We start from the raw sequence: 19,517 nt of genomic DNA on the forward strand, positions 1-19,517 counted from the left end.
AAGAAACTTTTAGGCTGAAATTAGTTTTACCTCTAAAGGCTTTTGGATGTTGTATTCTTTAGTATTTTTGGGGTCTATGATCGACCTCAATTTTCCAAAATATAATTTCAGGTTCAAAAATAGTCAAAATAAAATAGCTGTTTTTGACGAACTGCGGAAAAAATTTATAATTCTAACTCCAGAGGAATGGGTGCGCCAACACTGTGTACAATTCTTAATAAAAGAAAGAGAATTTCCTAAAAGTTTGATTAATGTAGAGAAGCAACTGAAGCTAGGTAAGTTAATCAAGCGTTACGATGCAGTAGTTTATAATAGTGACGGAAGTATTCATCTAATTGTAGAGTGTAAAGCACCGCATATTAAAATCACACAAAATGTTTTCGATCAAATTGCACAATATAACATGACTTTAAATGCAGATTATTTAATGGTCACCAATGGATTGTTGCATTATTATTGCAAAATGGATTACGAAGCAGGAGAATATCAGTTTTTACCAGAAATCCCGGCATATAAACAAGCATAAATGAAAGTAGCAGTTGTTATTTTAAACTGGAATGGGAAAGACTTGCTTAAACAGTTTTTACCATCGGTCATTCAATTTTCTACGGAAGCAACTATTTATGTCGCCGATAATGCTTCAACCGATGATTCGATAGAATTTCTACGGAATAATTATCCTGAAGTAAAAATTATTCAGAATAAAGAAAACGGAGGATATGCTAAAGGATATAATGATGCCCTGAAGCATCTTTCCGAAGAAATCTTGATCCTTTTAAATAGTGATATTGAAGTTACCAAAAATTGGTTAGAACCGATTTTAGATATTTTCAGCAAAGATTCTAAAACCGCTGTAGCACAGCCAAAGATCTTAGATTATAAAAAGAAAGATCATTTTGAATATGCTGGTGCAGCCGGAGGTTTTATTGATAAGTTTGGTTATCCCTATTGTCGTGGAAGAATATTCGATTCGGTTGAAAAAGATTACGGACAGTTTAATGATAATGCTGAAATTTTTTGGGCTAGTGGTGCCTGCTTAGCGATTAGAAATAAAGTGTTTGAGCAAATTGGAGGTTTTGATGAAGATTTCTTTGCCCACCAGGAAGAAATTGATTTATGCTGGAGAATTAAAAATTTTGGATACAATATAAAATACGCGGGCAATTCTATCGTTTACCACGTTGGAGGAGCAACTTTAAATAAGATGGATCCTAAAAAGACGTATTACAACTTTAGAAACAGTCTTTTTATGCTTGTAAAAAACCTCCCCAAGAAAAAAATGCGTAAAATTGTGTTACAAAGAATGGTTTTGGACGGTGCCGCGGGATTAAAATTCCTATTTCAAGGTGATTTTAGCCATTTCACAGCCGTTTTAAAAGCTCATGCTCATTTTTATTCAAATTTTTCGAAAATGAATAAAAAAAGAAGTGAAAAATCGTCTAATATTCAGTATTTTGAGATTAAATCGGTTGTTTTTAAATATTTCATATTGCATAAAACGACTTATAAAAATATAATATAAAGCCTACCTAAAGTATTGTTAATACTACTTTTAAGCTTTATATTTTTTTGATACTTTTGGAAAATCTAACATTAACAATAATTACAACAAGTTATGAAAAAAATCATGCTTTTATCAGCCTCTGTGGCTATCTTGCTTTCATCTTGCGTATCTAATAAGAAATACGCTGAACTTGAAGCAAAACAAAAAGAAACTCAGGATCAGCTTAATACCGCCACTGTAAAATTGAACGCTTGTCTTGAAGATAAAACAGACATGACAGAGCGTATTAAAGTTCTCAATAATACAAATGCTGCATTATTGAACAACGTTGGTGATCTTGCTACGCTTTCTAAGAAAGAAGCTGAAAATCTTGAGCGTTCTTTAGAGAGCATCAAAGAAAAAGATCTTGCGATCAAAAGTATGCGTGATGCAATCAACAAGAAAGATTCTGTTACTCTAGCACTTGTTACTAGCTTAAAAGGAGCTGTTGGAAACATGAACGATGATGATATCGAAATCAATGTTGAAAAAGGTGTTGTTTACGTTTCTATTTCTGATAAATTGTTATTCGATAGTGGGCGTTATAACGTAACTAGCAGAGCTAAAGAAGTTCTTGGGAAAGTTGCTAGCGTAATTAAAAACAAGCCAGACATCGAGTTTATGGTAGAAGGTCACACAGATGATCAATCTATCTCTACTTCGATGTTCCAAGATAACTGGGATCTTTCTGTAAAAAGAGCTACTTCTGTGGTAAGAATCCTTCAGGATGAATTTAATGTAGATCCTAAGCGTATGACAGCTGCAGGTAGATCTTATTACATGCCAGTTTCATCTAACGATACTGCTGAAGGTCGTGCAAGAAACAGAAGAACAAGAATCGTAGTACTTCCTAAACTAGATCAGTTCTACGGAATGATTGAAGAAGGTATGGAGCAAGCTTCTAAAGCTTCAAACTAAGAAAATAAGATATTTTATTATATTGAAAAGCCTCGCAATTGCGAGGCTTTTTTTATTTTATCAATTTGATTTTACTAAGATTTCAAAAAATCTACCAAAATTTTATTAAGCTCATCTTTATGGGTAAAAATCAAACCATGCGGAGCTCCCTCGATCAATTTGAGTTGTATTTGAAATCAGCTGAAAGCTTCGTTTATTTTACCCCATATTTATTAAACAAGACTTTCCCAAGAAGCTCACGATTACTTTGTAGAAAATATTGCAAGTATCTTATAATCTGAAATTGCTTTTAAAATTAAAAACCCTTAGCATCGATGCTAAGGGTTTTTAATTTTTATAATATGTTTTTCAACTTACATTATTTCTAAGCTTCCTTTTCCTTCTCTTATAACTTCAGGTTCGGTAGTGGTCATATCGATCACAGTACTCGGAGTATTATCTCCATATCCTCCATCAATAACAATTTCAACAAGATTATCCCATTTTTCAAGAATCAATTCAGGATCTGTGGTATACTCAATAACCTCATCCTCATCTCTAATTGAAGTAGACACAATTGGATTCCCAAGCTCTTCGACAATAGCTCTACAAATATTATTATCTGGAATACGAATCCCGACAGTTTTCTTTTTCTTGAATACCGTTGGTAAATTATTATTTCCCGGTAGAATAAAAGTATAAGGCCCAGGTAAGCAACGCTTCAATATTTTAAATGTAGCGGTATCTATTTGCTTCACATAATCTGATAGATTACTTAAGTCGTGGCAAATAAAACTAAAGTTCGCTTTATCTAGTTTCACCCCTTTGATCTGAGCAATTTTCTCTAACGCAGTATTGTTAGTGATATCGCAACCCAAACCATAAACGGTATCGGTTGGATAGATCACAAGACCGCCATTTCGTAAAGTTTTTACAACTTTGGAAATCTCACGCGGATTTGGATTTTCGTTATATATACGAACAATCTCTGCCATATATTAATCTGCTTTTTTAACTTCTTTTTCTAGTTTTAGGACTTTGCTTCCATCCTCCTGCTCGATATACAAGGCTTTATTTCCCTGCTCTCCTTTTCTGGTAATCTCACTTCCATCGATAGTTTTGGTAACTTCTTCAGTATACGTTTCGGTTACTTTGCCAGTCGCAGTTCCGTTACCCCAATCCCACTTTACATTACTTCCTTTTTGAATCATCTTTTTTCTTTTCAAGGTAAAAAGAAAATCATATTCAGAATATCTGAATAACAGAAATTTAACTTGAACCCCATAATTCAATTCCGAGGTTATAAAACTAAAATGACTCTATTAAGAAAGCAATTTCAATTTTGCGAATCTTAGCAGCAGCTTTTTAATACCACCATTTTCAAAATTTATTTCAGCCTTTCTATCTTGTCCAACTCCATCGATTCCAAGAACTTTTCCTTTTCCGAAACGCATATGTTCTACTTCATTACCAACTTCAAGCTGAATAGCATTTGTAGCTTTGGCAGGCTCTGTAGCTGCTGGTCTTAATTTTCTTAGTTTCCTTAATTGCTCCTCGGTAGGCTTATGTGCCGGTGGTGGCGTACCTGCTTTTGGTTTTGTTTGCCGCAGTTTGGATTTATCAACCTCATCTCCAAAAATATCGGTATTGATAAGCGGTTTGTATTTATAATCATCCTGCGGAATCATATAATCTAAAAATTTCTCGTCTATTTCTTCAATAAATCGACTTGGCTCAGCGTCCACCAGTTTTCCCCAACGATATCTACTTTGCGTATAGGTTAGAAACGCCTGTTTCTCGGCTCTGGTTACCGCCACGTAAAATAAGCGACGTTCTTCTTCTAGCTCAGATCTCGTATTCATACTCATTCCAGAAGGGAATAAATCTTCTTCCAAACCAACAATATAAACGTATGGAAACTCTAATCCCTTAGCCAAGTGAATCGTCATTAAGGCTACACGATCTTCATCTTCTGTTTCCTTATCTAAATCGGTTGCTAAAGCCACATCCTCTAAAAATTCTGCTATAGAACCATTAGCATCTGCCAGCTCTTTCTGTTCTTCAACAAAATCTTTAATACCGTTTAGTAATTCTTCAATATTCTCAATTCTGGCAATACCTTCTGGCGTTCCGTCTTTCTTAAGTTCCTGCACCAAACCGGTCTTTTTTGCTACAGTATCGGCTACGGTAAAGGCATCGGCATTCTGAGCCAAAATTGTAAAATGTTTGATCATATTTACAAAATTGTCCAGCTTTGTACGCGTGCTCTTAGTAATTTTAATCTCAGGAAGATGATCCAGATTTTCTAAAACTTCGAAAATCGATTTTCCGTATTTATTGGCAGCGATACTTAATCGATCCATCGTTGTTGCCCCAATACCTCGAGCCGGATAATTAATAACACGCTTTAAAGCTTCTTCATCTTTAGGATTTATTAATAATCGTAAATATGATAAAACGTCTTTAATTTCTTTACGTTGATAGAATGACAATCCTCCGTAAATTCGGTATGGAATATCTCTTTTTCGCAATGCATCTTCCATCGCACGACTTTGCGCATTGGTTCGGTATAAAATAGCGAAATCACCATTCGCCATTTGATTCTGCATCTTATTCTCGAAAATAGAACTTGCTACATATCTTCCTTCTTCACCATCGGTAAGCAATCTATTAACCACTATTTTTGGGCCATCATCATTAGCTGTCCAGACCACCTTATCCAGTTTGGTCTGGTTTTTATCGATAATCGAGTTGGCTGCATTTACAATATTTCCGGTAGAACGGTAATTCTGCTCCAAGCGGTACATCTCTACACCTTCGTAATCTTTCTGGAAGTTCAGGATATTATTAATATTCGCGCCTCGAAAGGCATAAATACTTTGCGCATCATCACCCACCACACATATATTCTGAAATTTATCAGACAATGCTTTTACAATAAGATACTGCGAGTGGTTGGTATCCTGGTACTCATCTACTAAAATATAACGGAAACGGTTTTGATATTTCTGAAGTACTTCAGGAAAGCGATTTAAAAGCTCATTGGTTTTCAGCAATAAATCATCAAAATCCATTGCTCCCGCTTTGAAACAACGCTGTACATATTCCTGATAAATTTCGCCCATTCTTGGCTTTTTGCTCATCGCATCGGCCTCCATTAATTCAGGATTATTGAAGTAAGCTTTCACAGTAATCAAACTGTTTTTATAAGACGAAATTCGGCTATATACCTGCTTATATTTATACACATCTTTATCAAGCTGCATATCTTTTATAATCGCTCTAATCACACTTTGTGAATCCTGCGTGTCATAAATCGTAAAATTGGAAGGATAACCTAACTTATCGGCTTCAAAACGCAAAATCTTAGCAAAAACCGAGTGGAATGTTCCCATCCACAGATTTTTAGCTTCACTTCTACCTACAATCTGCGCGATACGATGCTGCATCTCTCTCGCGGCTTTATTGGTAAAAGTTAGCGCAAGAATATTAAAGGCATCAATACCTTTACTCATCATGTATGCGATCCTATAGGTAAGCACACGGGTTTTGCCAGAGCCGGCACCCGCAATTACAATCATAGGACCTTCAATCTGCAACGTTGGTGCCCTTTGGGCATCATTCAATTCGGATAAATAAGCTTCCAATTCCTTCAAATTTTAAAAGCGTGAATTTAACCAAAATGAATCAATTTCTAAACTTAGCAGCTCATTAGTTTTAAACACCGATTAGCTTATTCAGAATAGTTTAGAATTTTTATTATTTTTAGTCAGATTACTTCATTACTCACTAATCAATTCCATTTTAACAATATTACATGAAAAAACTGTACTTTTTATCCCTCTCCTTTTTCTCTCTACTCAGTTACGGTCAGCAATTAGATAACGATATCCAAAAAGATATCACCTCTATAGAAGATAAGGTGATCGAATGGCGAAGAGATTTCCACGAGCATCCTGAACTCTCGAATCGTGAATTTGAAACTGCTGAAAAAATCACAAAACATTTAAAAAACCTAGGACTTAAAGTTGAAACTGAAGTTGCTAAAACCGGAGTAGTCGCTTTGCTGAAAGGTGATCATCCCGGAAAAGTGGTCGCATTACGAGCAGATATTGATGCTTTACCGGTAACGGAAAGAAATGATCTCCCTTTTAAATCTGAAGTAACTACCGAATTTATAGGAGCACAAACCGGAGTAATGCATGCTTGTGGTCATGATACGCACACCGCGATTCTAATGGGCGTTGCTGAAGTTCTTTCTAGGCACAAAGATAAAATTCATGGTACCGTAAAATTTATCTTTCAACCTGCTGAAGAAGGACCACCACCGGGTGAAGAAGGTGGCGCCGCATTGATGATCAAAGAAGGGGTTTTAAAAAATCCCGATGTAGATGCGATTTTTGGATTACATATAAATTCTGAAACACCTGTTGGCACCATCCGCTATAAACCTGAAGGTACGATGGCTGCGGTAGAACGTTTTGTGATCAATGTAAAAGGAAAACAGACCCATGGTTCACAACCCTGGAGTGGTACTGATCCTATTCTTATATCAGCAAAAATTATCGATGGTTTACAAACAATTATTAGCCGTGATTCTAAATTGATCGATGCTGCTGCGGTAATTACTGTTGGAAAAATAACCAGTGGCGTACGTTTTAATATTATTCCTGAAAGTGCTGAAATGATTGGAACTGTGCGAACGCTAGAACCAAATATGCGTGAAAAGATTTTAAGCCGAATGAGGGAAATGGTTCCTAAACTAGCTGAAGCATATGGCGGTGAAGCTACTATTGAAATTCAGAATAATACTGCGGTTACTTATAACGATATTGCACTAACCAGCCAGATGCTTCCAAGCTTACAAAAGGTGGCTGGTGAAGATCATGTAGAATTAGTAAAAGCAACTACGGGAGGCGAAGATTTTTCATTTTTTCAGGAAGAAGTTCCGGGTCTTTATTTCTTTTTAGGTGGACAACCTTTAAACAGTGATGAACCAGCGCCACATCATACGCCCGACTTTTTTATTGATGAAAGCGGATTATTACTCGGTGTAAAAGCAATGACACAATTGGCGTTGGATTATTTGAATCCGCCACAATAATAAACAGGAAATTCTAAAATTTCCGAAAGGTACTTTTTCTTTAACTTTGGCGTTTAAATCAAGAAAGGGTACCTTTCGATTTTAGAACAAATACCATGAGCGATACCGATTTATTGCAATTACTTTATACCATTTTACCAGCTTTGATTGTTGGAGGCGTGGCTTTTTATTTTTTTAAGACCTATTCTGAAAACGAAAACCGAAGACGCCGATTTCTTCTACATCAGGAAAATCAAAAAACAGCATTACCGTTAAAACTTCAGGCTTATGAGCGAATGGCTCTTTTCTTAGAACGTATTTCACCAGGAAATTTACTCGTTAGAATTCGCCCGGAAAATGCCGATAAAATTCAATATGCGAATACTTTGGTATCTGCGATCGATCAGGAATTTGAACATAATCTGGCACAGCAAATTTATGTTTCTAATGAATGCTGGAATTATGTAAAAACAGCCAAAAATGCTACTATTTCATTAATTAGACAGACCGCTGCAGATAACACGGTAGAAAATGCCGCGATGCTGCAGGAAAAAGTATTAACTATTCTAATGGACGAAGATGCACCAACGGTTGCTGCACTGACTTATGTAAAGAATGAAGTAAAGGAGTTTGTTTAATCTTTAGTTGATAGTTTTTAACTAAAGGCGTAAAAATACTTACAACGATCTATATTTCTGAATTAGATTTTATAATAGATTAGAATTACAATAAAACTTATCAAAGAAGAAAAATCATTCAAGCAAAAGAGAGATTATCAATAGTTTTCTTTAATGCAGATAAATTTTTATTACTCTAATGTGAAGAATTTTATTACTACACTTCTTTTACAACCATATCCTTTCTATTATGAAGGAAAAAGTCTAAGAATAATTATTATTCTTTTTTTATTCATGACCTTCTCTTTCAATTACGCGTTCGAACCTTTTAATGTCGAGTTTTCAGAACATAAAATGAATTATTTCTGGATATCGATAATTCATTCTATTACACCCGTAATCATTCTTATTATACTTTCTATAATAGGAAAATTATTTAGACTCGAACACAAATGGAATATAGCAAAAGAGGTGATTTTAATCTTACTTTTTTTTACCCTTGTAGGTCTAGGTCAATATTTGATTCGGGATTTGATTTATAATAACGAAAACAATTGGTCATTACATTATTTGCAAGAAGAGATTAGAAATACATTTTTAGTAGGCTCTTTATTTGTTACTATTTTAATCCCTTACAACTTCAATAGATTAAATAACAAACATAGGAGTAATGCAAATTCTTTGAATAATACAATTAACGATAATTCCAATTTAGCTTTCCATAGTAAAGACAGAATTAAAATTAACAATTTTGAATTCAACATAGACGATTTTATGTTCGCAAAATCTGAAGGGAATTATTTGGAAATATATCTTCAGAAAAATCCTCAGGATAAGGAACTAATTCGGGGTACGATGAAAAACCTAGAAGCTAATTTAAAAACACATCCATCCATAATTAAAACACATCGCTCGTATCTCGTAAATAGTAAATACATAGAAAACATTAAAGGGAATGCTCAAGGTTATCAACTTCAAATTGATCAATATATCGTTCCTGTCTCAAGAAATATGATTGAACATTTTAATTTAAACATGAAACGCGCATAAGAGGTTTTGCTAACTATCACAAAGGCTTGTCAACCATCACAAATTCTACATAATAAGCTTAAGTAATTCTATTTTCGACGAAAAAAATAGGAATGAAAACAAGTAGATATTACTACATCGATTCATTAAGAGTAATAGCCATTTTAATGATGTTCTTTTATCACGTTTTTATGGTGTTCGTGGCAGAATGGGATTGGCATATCAAAAATACAGAAACAAGCAATGTTCTCTTGGAAATAAATTATTGGATGGCCACTTTTAGAATGCCTTTACTTTTCTTTGTTTCTGGATACATTTCCTACATTTTAATGGACCGATTAGATTGGAAAGCATTTACCATTCAGAGATTTATGCGTTTAATAATTCCAACTATTATTTGGACTTTTATTCTTGTAGCTCCACAAATATATTTTGAAAGAAAATTAGAAGGAATTGACCAAAATTATATCGAATTTTATCAATCATTTTTAGAATTTAAATGGTGGCCAAATGGGAATTTTCATTGGTTACATTTGTGGTTTATCCCTTACTTATTTTGTTATAACATATTATCAATTCCACTATTCTATGCATTAAAAAAGAACAATAAATTCACACGGATATTAGATTCATTTTTTAAAAAGCATTATTCTATTTTTGCTTACGTCTTTATAGCTATAATTCCATATACATTTTTGTCGGTTCGTTATGAAACTACGCACGACTTAATAAATGACATAGCAAGACACTCCTTCTTTATATTCTTTATCATTGGTGGTTTACTTTTCTTTAAATTTTATCAGGTAATGGACATAGTGCAATCTAAAAGAAACTTATTCTTGAAGTTTGCTTTTTTATCTATTGTATTAATAGATATTTTGCGTTGGAACGGCTGGGAACCTTTTGATATTTGGGAAAATTGGATTGAAAAACCACAAACATATCTTTTTATAGGTCTTATAAACTTCAATTCTTGGATGTGGGTTTTAGCAATTTTAGGCTACGGAAAGAAATATTTAAACAAAAAAAGTAAGCTACTTAGTTATATGAACACAGCAGTGTATCCATTTTATATTTTACATCAAACAATTATTGTAATAATAGCCTACTATGTCGTCGGAACTAAAGATGCAGTGTCTTTGAAAATTTTATTTTTACTAATTGTATGTTTTTCCATAATAGTTCTAACGTATCATTTACTAATTAGACCATATAACCCTATGAGATTTTTATTTGGGATGAAGAAGAAACGAATAAAATAATTCTGGAAAGGCACTAAAAAGATATCTACATTTCATCGCAAATAGTGGTATAATTTTTTGCCCCTGCCTCGCCGGCAAGATGACAAAGCGCAGCGGAATGGAGAAGTCTCATTTTCAAATTGTCTCATTCCCGCCTCATCAAATTTCCAAATCAGCACATTATCAAATCATCCATTTTCTAACGGTGAAGCGGTTTCAATTCTCTTTTCTAAATTCTAATTTCTACTAAACCTCAGCTTTAGGCCTTCTTTTCAGCTTCTTTATCTTGTTTTACTTTTTTCTCAGCGTAATCATAGCCCTGCTTCCACCATTCGGTCATTAATTTTTTATTGAAAACAAGCGAATTTTCGGTAAGTTTTGTCGGAGTATAGAAAATATTCAACTTCACATTTTTATTAAGCGCTGCAAGTTTTCCTTCAATCACATCATGATATTCGACTTGATCTAAAACAAAGCTGTATAAATTCATCATTAAACTGAATGGATTTTTACCCAAAACCTTATTGTATTCCATATTTTCAGCCTCTAAAATAATGGCATCAACCTCAGTTGCACCTCGTTTTATCGCTTCCCGAATAGGAACTACACAGCCTAAACCACCATCGGCATATTCGTAACCATTTTTTTTGGCCAGACTCATAAATGGAATATAATTACAGGAAATCCAGATCCAGTCGCAAAAATCATCGTAAGAGAAATCGTGAATAGACTTGTATTCTACTCGGTTTCTGGATAAATTCGATACGGTTACAATCACATCGCCTACCTGATTCTTTAGATTTCTGAAATTCTCTTCAGAAAAATTCCTGCGAATATGCTTTAAAAGATTCTTACTTTCTCCAAAAGTTCGCTTCTGTTTTAAAAACTGCCAGAACATGTTAAAGTAGTTAATCGTCACATATTCCCGGCCTTCCTTTTTCTTAACTATAAAAGGATTTAAACTAAAAATTTTACGCTGATTTACATTCGTGTAGAGATCGTAAACTTTTTGAATATTACCTTCCGCCAGATGCGGAATCAAAAGACTTCCGGTAGAAGTGCCTAGAAAAAGGTCATACTTTTTCTTTTCGGCTTCCATTAAATATTGGGCTACTCCGCCTGCAAATGCTCCTTTACTGCCGCCGCCCGAAATCACCAATGCTCGCATTAGGGTTCGATTTGGTTTACTTCTTCACTCTTCAGTTTAGCGTAGTTGAGACCACTCTCCCACCAACGCTTCATTTTTTCTTGTTCAAAAATAAGGGAATTCGTAGTCAATATCGTTGGTGTGTAGTAGAAATTAATAATTACATCTTTATTTGCTGCAGCAAACTTACCAATCTTAATATTTTGATTTTCCACCCTATCGGTCACAAAATTGAATAAATTCGTAATTAAACCGAACACATTTTTGGAAGGCATACGATTAAAATGACTAACCTCGGTCTTTAAAATAATTGCATCAATTTCTGTAGCGCCGCGTTTAACGGCTTCTTCGATCGGGACCATCGATCCAAAACCACCATCGGCATATTCACAACCGTTTTTCTGCACTAAACTCATAAACGGCGTATAGTTACAAGAAATCCAAATCCATTCTATAAAATCCTGATATTCGAAATCCTTGATCGATTTATACTCCACTTCATTAAGCGACAAGTTAGAAACGGTTACTAAAATATCTTTTTCTGAATGTTTTAATTGCTGAAATTCTTCTTCGGAAAAGGTATTTAAAATAAGCTTTTTGAGATTTTTGCTTTCTCCAAACGTTTTTCGGCCTCTGGCTAAATTCCGTAATACATTGAAGTGATTGATACTAATCTGATCATAACCATGTTTATGCTTAATTAAGAAAGGACGTAAATTGAAGATACTAGACTCGTTAACTGAAGTATAGACTTTTTTTATCTTTTCGACTTTCTTTAAAGCGAGATGCGATATAAGTAGACTACCGGTAGAGGTTCCTAAATACATGTCGTAATCTTTGCCCATTTCTTCAATTAAATGCTGCGCTACACCGCCCGCAAAAGCTCCTTTACTACCACCTCCTGAAATCACTAATGCCTTCATCTTTTATAATTGAGATTGTAAATATTCTTGTTCTTTTTCAGAAAAAGAATTAGATAAGTTTTGTAGTTTTTGACGGTATTTTTGATGCCCTAGTAGTTCCTTTAGCAATTGCCTACAATAATCTCGAAAACGATACGTATGATGTTGTGTGCCTTGCATTAAATCTTTTAGGTTTTGATCTGTAAACGCATCTATCTGAAATAAATAACTAAAGGCATTTTTCCGAATTTCGAAAGGAAATTTTGTCTGAGTATATCCCGAAAGTTCCGCGTAATTTGCCTGACTATTAGCAGCATCAAATTCAGGAGTTACTAAATTTAAAGTTAACCAAAGCATCCGCACATTCTTATCGTAGAAGCCTTGGATATTTTTTGTCTTGGTTAAATATTTAGAACGTTCTTGTGGAAAATTTGTCCACAACGTCATCAAAGCATATTCTTTAGTGAGATAGGAATCATCATTCAGCAAATCTTCATATTCCGATTTTAAAGACGTTGGAATTTCTTTCATGCTAGAAGCAATGGTTTGTCGCACAAAAATGTTTCCGGTCTCAAAAGCTTTCTTATAAAGATCTATCGTCTCTTGTGAAGTATTCCCCTGCAGTTGGATTACCGCTTCCTGGCCTATATAATCGTTTACCGGAAAATCTAAAGCTCCGTTTAAAACATTGTATTTAATCCCAACGCTTTGCTCTCTTACGGCAGCAATATCTAAATATCTTCTTATAAAAGCAGACTGTTCTAAAGAATTAAGCGCTGCATTTGCTTTAAAAGCCGATTGCTCTAACCAATCTTTTTTAAATTGCGATAAATCCTGGCCGCTAACATTTTCCATTTCAGCAAGAAAATTATCGGTGGTTACATTCTTAAAACTATATAACTTCAGGTAATTTTTAACGCCGGTTTTAAAAGCTTCATATCCTAATTTTTCTCTTAAAATATGCAATGCCCAAGCCCCCTTTTGATAAAAAGTAAGTGAGCTTGCTTTAGGATTAAGTAAAGCTTCACCTTCTCCGCGATCACTCATTTTCTTTAACTGCTCCGCGGTTTCATAGAGTTTCCAGTAATAGTAATCCTCACCAAATAATTGCTTTTCGGCGAGTAAAGCATAGTAAGTTGCAAATCCTTCGTGTAACCAGTGATGTTTACTTTCGGTCTCGGTCACTAAATCACCAAACCATTGGTGAGCCAGCTCATGAGCATTTACATTTATATAATTACGATCTTTAAAACCAATACTATCGGTAAGCATAGATTCAGAAAAAATAGTCGTTCCGGTGTTTTCCATTCCGGCATAAAGGAAATCTTCAACCGGAATCTGTTTATAATTTTTCCACGGAAATTCAACGCCGATTTCGTCTACTAAAAAATCGAATATTTTCTTAGAATATCGATATGTAGGCTCTGCTAAATTTTCATCTTTTGTTTCATAAAATAAAGAAATAGGTATCCCAGCTGCGCTTTGCAGTTCCTTGCTTTCGTAATCCCCTGCCGCGACTGCAACCAGATAGCTACTCATAGGATCTTCCATGCTAAAACTCCATTGTTTAATAGAATCGTTTAGCATTTTTTCTTTTTCTAAAATTCCATTTGCAATTACCCGATATTCTTTATTGAAATTGACCTTCAGATTAAAAACAGTTTTTTCTCGCATATCATCAAAGCTGGGCAACCAATGCGAAGTGTAACGTCCTTGCCCCTGTGTCCAAACCTGTTTACTAATTTCTTCGGAATCTGGCTGATTCCAATTTATAAAATACATAGTTTGTTTTGGCGAAACTGAATATTTCAGCTGAAGTTGATTTTCTTCAGAAGGATTGAGTTTATTTTTAATCCAGATTTTGTCTTCAGCTAAACGAAAATCGGCTTCCTCTCCATTTATAAATACGTCCCGAAAACTCATGTTTTCAGCATCAATAAAGATAGAATCTACCTGTTTTAAAACTTCAAATTCATAATTCACATTGCCTTTTACAATAGCGGCTTCGGGATAAATGCTAATTTCAGCATCAACCGTTTTAAAATCAACAAATTCAATTTGATTATCGCTAGAGATCGATTGTGCCTTTATTAAAAAAGCGTTTAAAACTATTAGGGAAAAGAAAACCTTCTTCATTGGTAATAACTGTAGTTTGGTAATGGCAAATTACAAAATTTAGCGCCAGAGCTTGCTTTTAAACGCAATCTTTCGGCTTTCAATCATAATTTTAAAAAGAAATAGCATAAAATATGCCTGAAATAATTCTAAAATTAGGCATTTTAATATCTTCGTTTTTTATGAATCCTAATATTCTACAAACTCCGATTGATTATTTAAAAGGTGTTGGCCCAAACCGGGCTGATGTCCTACGGAAAGAATTAGGTATTCACACCTATCAGGATCTGGTGAATTTCTTCCCTAATCGCTATCTGGATAAAACCCGTTTTTATAAGATTTCTGAATTAAAACGGAATTCTGCTGAAGTACAGGTAGTAGGAAAAATCACTCATATTAAAATGGTAGAGCAAAAACGCGGGAAGCGTTTGGTTGCTGATTTTGTAGACGATACCGGCCGTATGGAACTGGTTTGGTTTAGAGGACATAAATGGATTCGGGAAAATTTGAAACTGAATACACCATACGTAGTTTTTGGAAAGACTAACTGGTTTAATGGTACGTTTAGCATGGCGCATCCCGAAATGGATACGCTAGCCGATTTTAAAAAGCAATTGCGTGCGGCAATGCAACCTATTTATCCTTCTACGGAATTATTGCAGAAAAAAGGGATTACCAATCGCGCGGTAAACAAAATGCTACAACAGCTTTTTGCTGAAACTAAAGCACGTTTTTATGATACTTTAAGTGATGAAATTAAAGAAGAATTTCGCCTAATCTCTAAAGCTGAAGCGCTATTTAATATTCATTTTCCAAAAAATGCGGAGTTGCTTGCAAAAGCTCAATTCCGTTTAAAATTTGAAGAGCTGTTTTACATTCAGCTGCAGTTACTGCTTAAAAATCAGCTTCGGAAACAAAAAATAAAAGGCTTTGTTTTTGGCGAAATTGGAGAAAATTTCAGTGGATTTTATAAAAATCATCTACCCTTCGATCTTACTGGTGCGCAAAAGAGAGTGGTTAAAGAAATTAGAGCCGATTTAGGAACTGGCGCGCAAATGAATCGTTTATTACAAGGTGATGTAGGCTCAGGAAAAACCATTGTCGCTTTAATGAGTATGCTTATTGCGATCGACAACGATTTTCAGGCTTGCTTAATGGCGCCTACAGAGATTTTGGCAATTCAGCATTATCATGGTTTGGTAGAACTTTGTGCGCAAATGGATCTTTCGATCTTCTTGCTTACCGGTTCTTCTAAAAAAGCACATCGTCGAGAATTACATGAAAAATTGGAAACTGGCGAGATCGATATTTTAATTGGAACACATGCACTTTTAGAAGATAAGGTGAAATTCCATAATCTTGGTTTGGCTATTATCGATGAGCAACACCGTTTTGGTGTAGCACAACGCGCAAAATTATGGCGTAAAAATAAAATCCCTCCGCACGTTTTAGTAATGACGGCAACACCGATTCCGCGTACCTTGGCGATGAGTTTGTATGGCGATTTAGATATTTCTGTAATTGATGAATTGCCACCCGGTAGAAAACCAATTAGAACGGTGCATCGTTTTGATAGCAATCGCTTGAAAGTTTTCAGGTTTATAAAAGAAGAAATTGATAAAGGACGCCAAGTTTATGTGGTATACCCATTAATTCAGGAATCTGAAAAAATGGACTACAAAGATTTGATGGATGGCTATGAGAGTATTGCTCGTGAGTTTCCTGATTATCAAATTTCGATAGTACACGGGCAAATGAAGCCTGCGGATAAGGATTACGAAATGCAGCGCTTTGCGGAAGGAAAGACCGAAATTATGGTCGCCACTACTGTGATCGAAGTTGGTGTAAATGTACCTAATGCCAGCGTTATGATCATAGAAAGTGCAGAGCGATTTGGACTTTCACAGTTACACCAGTTACGTGGACGAGTTGGTCGTGGTGCTGAACAGAGTTATTGTATTTTAATGACCGGACATAAATTATCTAACGACAGTAAGACAAGGCTAGAAACCATGACGGCAACCAACGACGGTTTTCAAATTGCTGAAGTGGATTTGAAACTTCGCGGTCCTGGCGATATTATGGGAACGCAACAAAGTGGTGTCCTAAATTTAAAAATCGCCGATATTGTTAAGGATAACGATCTGCTTAAAACAGCTCGTCACGTTGCGATGAAAGTGCTAAAAGAAGATCCAAAATTGGCTTTAGAGAAAAATAAGGTGTTGCGCTTCACCTACGGACAGCTTGCAAAACATCAAAATATCTGGAATTATATTTCTTAGCGGAAACTTCAGTTGTTTCGGTATTTATTTGTGCCTAATTTCAGCTTAAAAAAGTCTATAAAATTCTTTCAAAATAGGCTATAATTTTACGAACCTTAGATTATGCCAAAATCAATGGTAATGCTATCTTTGTAGATTGTAAAATTACATAGATGAAAATTTCATACAACTGGTTAAAACAATTTATAAAGCTTCCTGAAGGTGCCGAAAAAACTGGCGAATTACTAACTGATCTAGGTTTAGAGGTAGAGGGAATTCAGAGTTTTCAAAGTGTAAAGGGTGGTTTGGAAGGCATCGTAGTTGGGCATGTACTAAGCTGCGAGAAACATCCAAATGCAGATAAACTTAACATCACCAAGGTAAATCTTGGAGATGGTGAAGAAGTACAAATTGTTTGTGGCGCTCCTAATATTGCAGCAGGACAAAAAGTTCCGGTAGCAACTATAGGTACCGTTCTTTATGATGAAAAAGGTGAAGAATGGAAAATCAAAAAAGGCAAAATTAGAGGTGAACATAGCTTTGGAATGATTTGTTCTGAAAGCGAAATTGGTCTTGGATCAAGCCATGATGGTATTATGGTGATGGAAGAAGATCTTATTCCAGGAACACCTGTTGCTGAAGTTTTTGAAATCGAGAATGATCAGGTTTTTGAAATTGGTCTTACACCAAACCGCGCCGATGCGATGAGCCATTGGGGTGTGGCAAGAGATTTAAAAGCCGGTTACCACCAGGATAATAAAAGTTTAGAGCTTATTACTCCTTCTGTAAGTAATTTTCATGTGGATAATAGAAGTTTAAGAATCCCAATTTTTGTTGATGATTCTTCTCTAGCTCCACGTTATTGCGGAATTACAGTGAGCGATGTAAAAATACAAGACTCTCCTAAATGGCTACAAAACCGTTTAAAAGCAATTGGTATTACGCCTAAAAATAACGTTGTAGATATTACAAATTATGTAATGCACGAGTTGGGACAGCCGCTACATGCTTTTGATGCCTCTAAAATTGCAGGTAACGAAATTCATGTAAAAACGCTGGAAGCTGGTACTAAGTTTACGACTTTAGATGAAGTGGAAAGAGAACTTCATGAAGAAGATCTGATGATCTGTGATAAAGAAAAACCACTTTGTATTGCCGGTGTTTTTGGCGGATTAAATAGTGGAGTTTCTGAAGGTACCTCGCAAATATTCTTAGAAAGTGCGTATTTTAATCCTGTAAGCGTTCGTAAAACAGCAAAAAGACACGGTTTAAATACCGATGCTTCTTTCCGTTTTGAGAGAGGAATAGATCCTAGCATTACAGAATATGCGCTTAAACGTGCTGCACTTCTTATCAGCGAATTAGCAGGAGGAGAAATCACCAGCGATGTCGATGATCTTTACTTCAAGAAAATAGAAGATTTTCAGGTATTCTTAACTTTCGATAAGGTGAATAAACTTATTGGAGAGAATCTTGAAGAGGAAACTATAAAATCGATTTTGGCCTCTTTAGAAATTAGAGTGAATAATGTTACCGAAACAGGGATGGGACTCACAATCCCTTCTTATCGGGTAGACGTTCAACGAGAATCTGATGTTATCGAAGAGATTCTGCGAGTGTATGGTTATAACAACATAAAATTCAACGAAAAGTTTAATGCTTCGGTTTCTATTTCATCGAAATTCGAAGATTATAAGCTTCAGAATATTATAGCGAATCAGCTAGTAGGACAAGGTTTTTACGAAACCATGGCCAATTCACTTACAAGTCCGTCGCACTTAGAACTTAGTGAACAACTAAAAGGTGAATATAATGTTGAAATGCTGAATCCCCTTAGTGGCGATCTTTCAGTAATGAGACAATCGATGTTATTTAGCGGGCTAGAAAGTATTCGATATAATTTAAACCGAAAAAGAAGAGATCTAAAACTTTTCGAATTCGGAAAAACTTATCACAATTACACTGGTGGTCGTGTTGAAAACAAACATCTTTCAATTTTTGTAAGTGGCGATAAGGCCAGCGAAAGTTGGAGTTCTGCTGCACAAAAAGGAACTTTCTTTTATATGAAGGGAGTTATTGAAGCGGTTTTCCAAAGATTAGGAATTAAAATCCTAAAATCTAGCGCTGTAAAATCTGATGTTTTTGCTGAAGGAATTATATTGAGTTCAGGAAAATCGAAATTGGTGGAATTTGGAGTGATTAAAAAATCGATCCTGAAGCATTTTGATATCGATCAGGAAGTTTTATTTGCAGATTTTAATTGGGATGCAGTAATCGAAATTACTAAAACGCAATCAAATAAATTTGTAGGTATTCCTAAATATCCTGCAGTAAGACGTGATTTCGCTTTATTATTAGACGAAGCGATTTCTTATGCTGAGATCGAAAATATCGCTACCCAAACTGAAAAGAAATTACTAAAAGAAGTCAATCTCTTTGATGTTTATCAAGGCGAAAATCTTCCGGAAGGTAAAAAGAGTTATGCGGTGAGTTTTACATTTCAGGATGAAAATAAAACAATGACCGATAAGCAAATCGATAAAATTATGAGTAAACTTCAGTATAGATTCGAAAATGAATTAAAAGCTGAACTTCGATAATTTTCGGTTCAAATAAAACAAAAAAAGAAGGCTGAAATTGTATAATTTCAGCCTTCTTTTTTATCTGTAAGCTGGTGTTTTA

The 19,517-nt window shown here is 35.0% G+C and carries 15 protein-coding genes; 9 read left to right on the forward strand and 6 right to left on the reverse strand.

Features of this window, described 5'->3' with window-relative positions; all coding sequences use genetic code 11:
- Positions 1-76 precede the first annotated feature (76 nt).
- From QWY91_RS08630 to QWY91_RS08640, 3 genes are all read left to right on the forward strand, one after another.
- On the forward strand, positions 77-526 hold the full coding sequence (locus tag QWY91_RS08630; RefSeq protein WP_290237074.1) for a type I restriction enzyme HsdR N-terminal domain-containing protein: 450 nt from the start codon (positions 77-79) through the stop codon (positions 524-526).
- Positions 527-1,522 (forward strand): glycosyltransferase family 2 protein, encoded by a 996-nt coding sequence (locus tag QWY91_RS08635; RefSeq protein ID WP_290233826.1) that lies wholly within the window; start codon positions 527-529, stop codon positions 1,520-1,522.
- Between the two features lie 93 nt (positions 1,523-1,615).
- A complete protein-coding gene (locus QWY91_RS08640; protein ID WP_290233829.1) occupies positions 1,616-2,461 on the forward strand; it encodes an OmpA/MotB family protein in 846 nt (281 codons plus the stop codon).
- Positions 2,462-2,814: 353 nt separating this feature from the next.
- Here QWY91_RS08640 and QWY91_RS08645 read toward each other — a convergent pair whose 3' ends face one another.
- The 3 genes from QWY91_RS08645 to QWY91_RS08655 form a co-directional block, all read right to left on the reverse strand.
- Positions 2,815-3,435, reverse strand: a complete 621-nt coding sequence (locus tag QWY91_RS08645) for an L-threonylcarbamoyladenylate synthase (protein ID WP_290233832.1) — start codon at positions 3,433-3,435, stop codon at positions 2,815-2,817.
- 3 nt (positions 3,436-3,438) lie between these two features.
- On the reverse strand, positions 3,439-3,651 hold the full coding sequence (locus tag QWY91_RS08650) for a hypervirulence associated TUDOR domain-containing protein (protein ID WP_290233835.1): 213 nt from the start codon (positions 3,649-3,651) through the stop codon (positions 3,439-3,441).
- 111 nt (positions 3,652-3,762) lie between these two features.
- Complete coding sequence (locus QWY91_RS08655; RefSeq protein WP_290237075.1) at positions 3,763-6,087, reverse strand: ATP-dependent helicase; 2,325 nt, start codon at positions 6,085-6,087, stop codon at positions 3,763-3,765.
- 170 nt (positions 6,088-6,257) lie between these two features.
- On the opposite strand from QWY91_RS08655, the gene QWY91_RS08660 reads away from it, so the two are divergent.
- The 4 genes from QWY91_RS08660 (at position 6,258) to QWY91_RS08675 (ending at position 10,431) form a co-directional block, all read left to right on the forward strand.
- Positions 6,258-7,544: an amidohydrolase gene (locus tag QWY91_RS08660; RefSeq protein WP_290233836.1), complete on the forward strand. Its 1,287-nt coding sequence runs from the start codon at positions 6,258-6,260 to the stop codon at positions 7,542-7,544.
- Positions 7,545-7,639: 95 nt separating this feature from the next.
- Complete coding sequence (locus QWY91_RS08665) at positions 7,640-8,161, forward strand: DUF7935 family protein (protein WP_290233839.1); 522 nt, start codon at positions 7,640-7,642, stop codon at positions 8,159-8,161.
- Between the two features lie 153 nt (positions 8,162-8,314).
- Positions 8,315-9,190, forward strand: a complete 876-nt coding sequence (locus QWY91_RS08670) for a LytR/AlgR family response regulator transcription factor (RefSeq protein ID WP_290233841.1) — start codon at positions 8,315-8,317, stop codon at positions 9,188-9,190.
- 92 nt (positions 9,191-9,282) lie between these two features.
- Positions 9,283-10,431 carry an acyltransferase family protein gene (locus QWY91_RS08675; protein WP_290233844.1) on the forward strand — a complete coding sequence of 383 codons (1,149 nt, stop codon included), beginning with the start codon at positions 9,283-9,285 and terminating at the stop codon, positions 10,429-10,431.
- 238 nt (positions 10,432-10,669) lie between these two features.
- On the opposite strand, the gene QWY91_RS08680 is transcribed toward QWY91_RS08675, so the two are convergent.
- Genes QWY91_RS08680 through QWY91_RS08690 form a run of 3 tightly spaced genes read right to left on the reverse strand, consistent with a single transcriptional unit; the run spans position 10,670 to position 14,595 of the window.
- Entirely contained in the window at positions 10,670-11,578 is a 909-nt protein-coding gene (locus QWY91_RS08680) for a patatin-like phospholipase family protein (RefSeq protein ID WP_290233846.1), read from the reverse strand.
- Complete coding sequence (locus QWY91_RS08685) at positions 11,578-12,480, reverse strand: patatin-like phospholipase family protein (protein ID WP_290233848.1); 903 nt, start codon at positions 12,478-12,480, stop codon at positions 11,578-11,580. Before QWY91_RS08685 ends, QWY91_RS08680 begins: the two co-directional genes overlap by 1 nt.
- Before the next feature lie 3 nt (positions 12,481-12,483).
- Positions 12,484-14,595 carry a M1 family metallopeptidase gene (locus QWY91_RS08690; RefSeq protein WP_290233850.1) on the reverse strand — a complete coding sequence of 704 codons (2,112 nt, stop codon included), beginning with the start codon at positions 14,593-14,595 and terminating at the stop codon, positions 12,484-12,486.
- Between the two features lie 161 nt (positions 14,596-14,756).
- On the opposite strand from QWY91_RS08690, the gene recG reads away from it, so the two are divergent.
- Both recG and pheT read left to right on the forward strand, forming a co-directional pair.
- Positions 14,757-16,856 (forward strand): ATP-dependent DNA helicase RecG, encoded by a 2,100-nt coding sequence (gene recG, locus QWY91_RS08695; protein WP_290237076.1) that lies wholly within the window; start codon positions 14,757-14,759, stop codon positions 16,854-16,856.
- A gap of 152 nt (positions 16,857-17,008) precedes the next feature.
- On the forward strand, positions 17,009-19,435 hold the full coding sequence (gene pheT, locus QWY91_RS08700; RefSeq protein WP_290233852.1) for a phenylalanine--tRNA ligase subunit beta: 2,427 nt from the start codon (positions 17,009-17,011) through the stop codon (positions 19,433-19,435).
- Positions 19,436-19,517: the final 82 nt, after the last annotated feature.

It is taken from the genome of Zunongwangia endophytica, from assembly GCF_030409505.1.
Lineage (GTDB): Bacteria > Bacteroidota > Bacteroidia > Flavobacteriales > Flavobacteriaceae > Zunongwangia > Zunongwangia endophytica.

Bases quoted from the DNA above. Each gene is read 5' to 3' on its own strand.
- QWY91_RS08630 (WP_290237074.1), top strand. From the start codon at position 77: ATGATCGACCTCAATTTTCCAAAATATAATTTCAGGTTCAAAAATAGT.
- QWY91_RS08635 (WP_290233826.1), top strand. From the start codon at position 527: ATGAAAGTAGCAGTTGTTATTTTAAACTGGAATGGGAAAGACTTGCTT.
- QWY91_RS08640 (WP_290233829.1), top strand. From the start codon at position 1,616: ATGAAAAAAATCATGCTTTTATCAGCCTCTGTGGCTATCTTGCTTTCA.
- QWY91_RS08645 (WP_290233832.1), bottom strand. From the start codon at position 3,435: ATGGCAGAGATTGTTCGTATATATAACGAAAATCCAAATCCGCGTGAG.
- QWY91_RS08650 (WP_290233835.1), bottom strand. From the start codon at position 3,651: ATGATTCAAAAAGGAAGTAATGTAAAGTGGGATTGGGGTAACGGAACT.
- QWY91_RS08660 (WP_290233836.1), top strand. From the start codon at position 6,258: ATGAAAAAACTGTACTTTTTATCCCTCTCCTTTTTCTCTCTACTCAGT.
- QWY91_RS08665 (WP_290233839.1), top strand. From the start codon at position 7,640: ATGAGCGATACCGATTTATTGCAATTACTTTATACCATTTTACCAGCT.
- QWY91_RS08670 (WP_290233841.1), top strand. From the start codon at position 8,315: ATGCAGATAAATTTTTATTACTCTAATGTGAAGAATTTTATTACTACA.
- QWY91_RS08675 (WP_290233844.1), top strand. From the start codon at position 9,283: ATGAAAACAAGTAGATATTACTACATCGATTCATTAAGAGTAATAGCC.
- QWY91_RS08680 (WP_290233846.1), bottom strand. From the start codon at position 11,578: ATGCGAGCATTGGTGATTTCGGGCGGCGGCAGTAAAGGAGCATTTGCA.
- QWY91_RS08685 (WP_290233848.1), bottom strand. From the start codon at position 12,480: ATGAAGGCATTAGTGATTTCAGGAGGTGGTAGTAAAGGAGCTTTTGCG.
- QWY91_RS08690 (WP_290233850.1), bottom strand. From the start codon at position 14,595: ATGAAGAAGGTTTTCTTTTCCCTAATAGTTTTAAACGCTTTTTTAATA.
- recG (WP_290237076.1), top strand. From the start codon at position 14,757: ATGAATCCTAATATTCTACAAACTCCGATTGATTATTTAAAAGGTGTT.
- pheT (WP_290233852.1), top strand. From the start codon at position 17,009: ATGAAAATTTCATACAACTGGTTAAAACAATTTATAAAGCTTCCTGAA.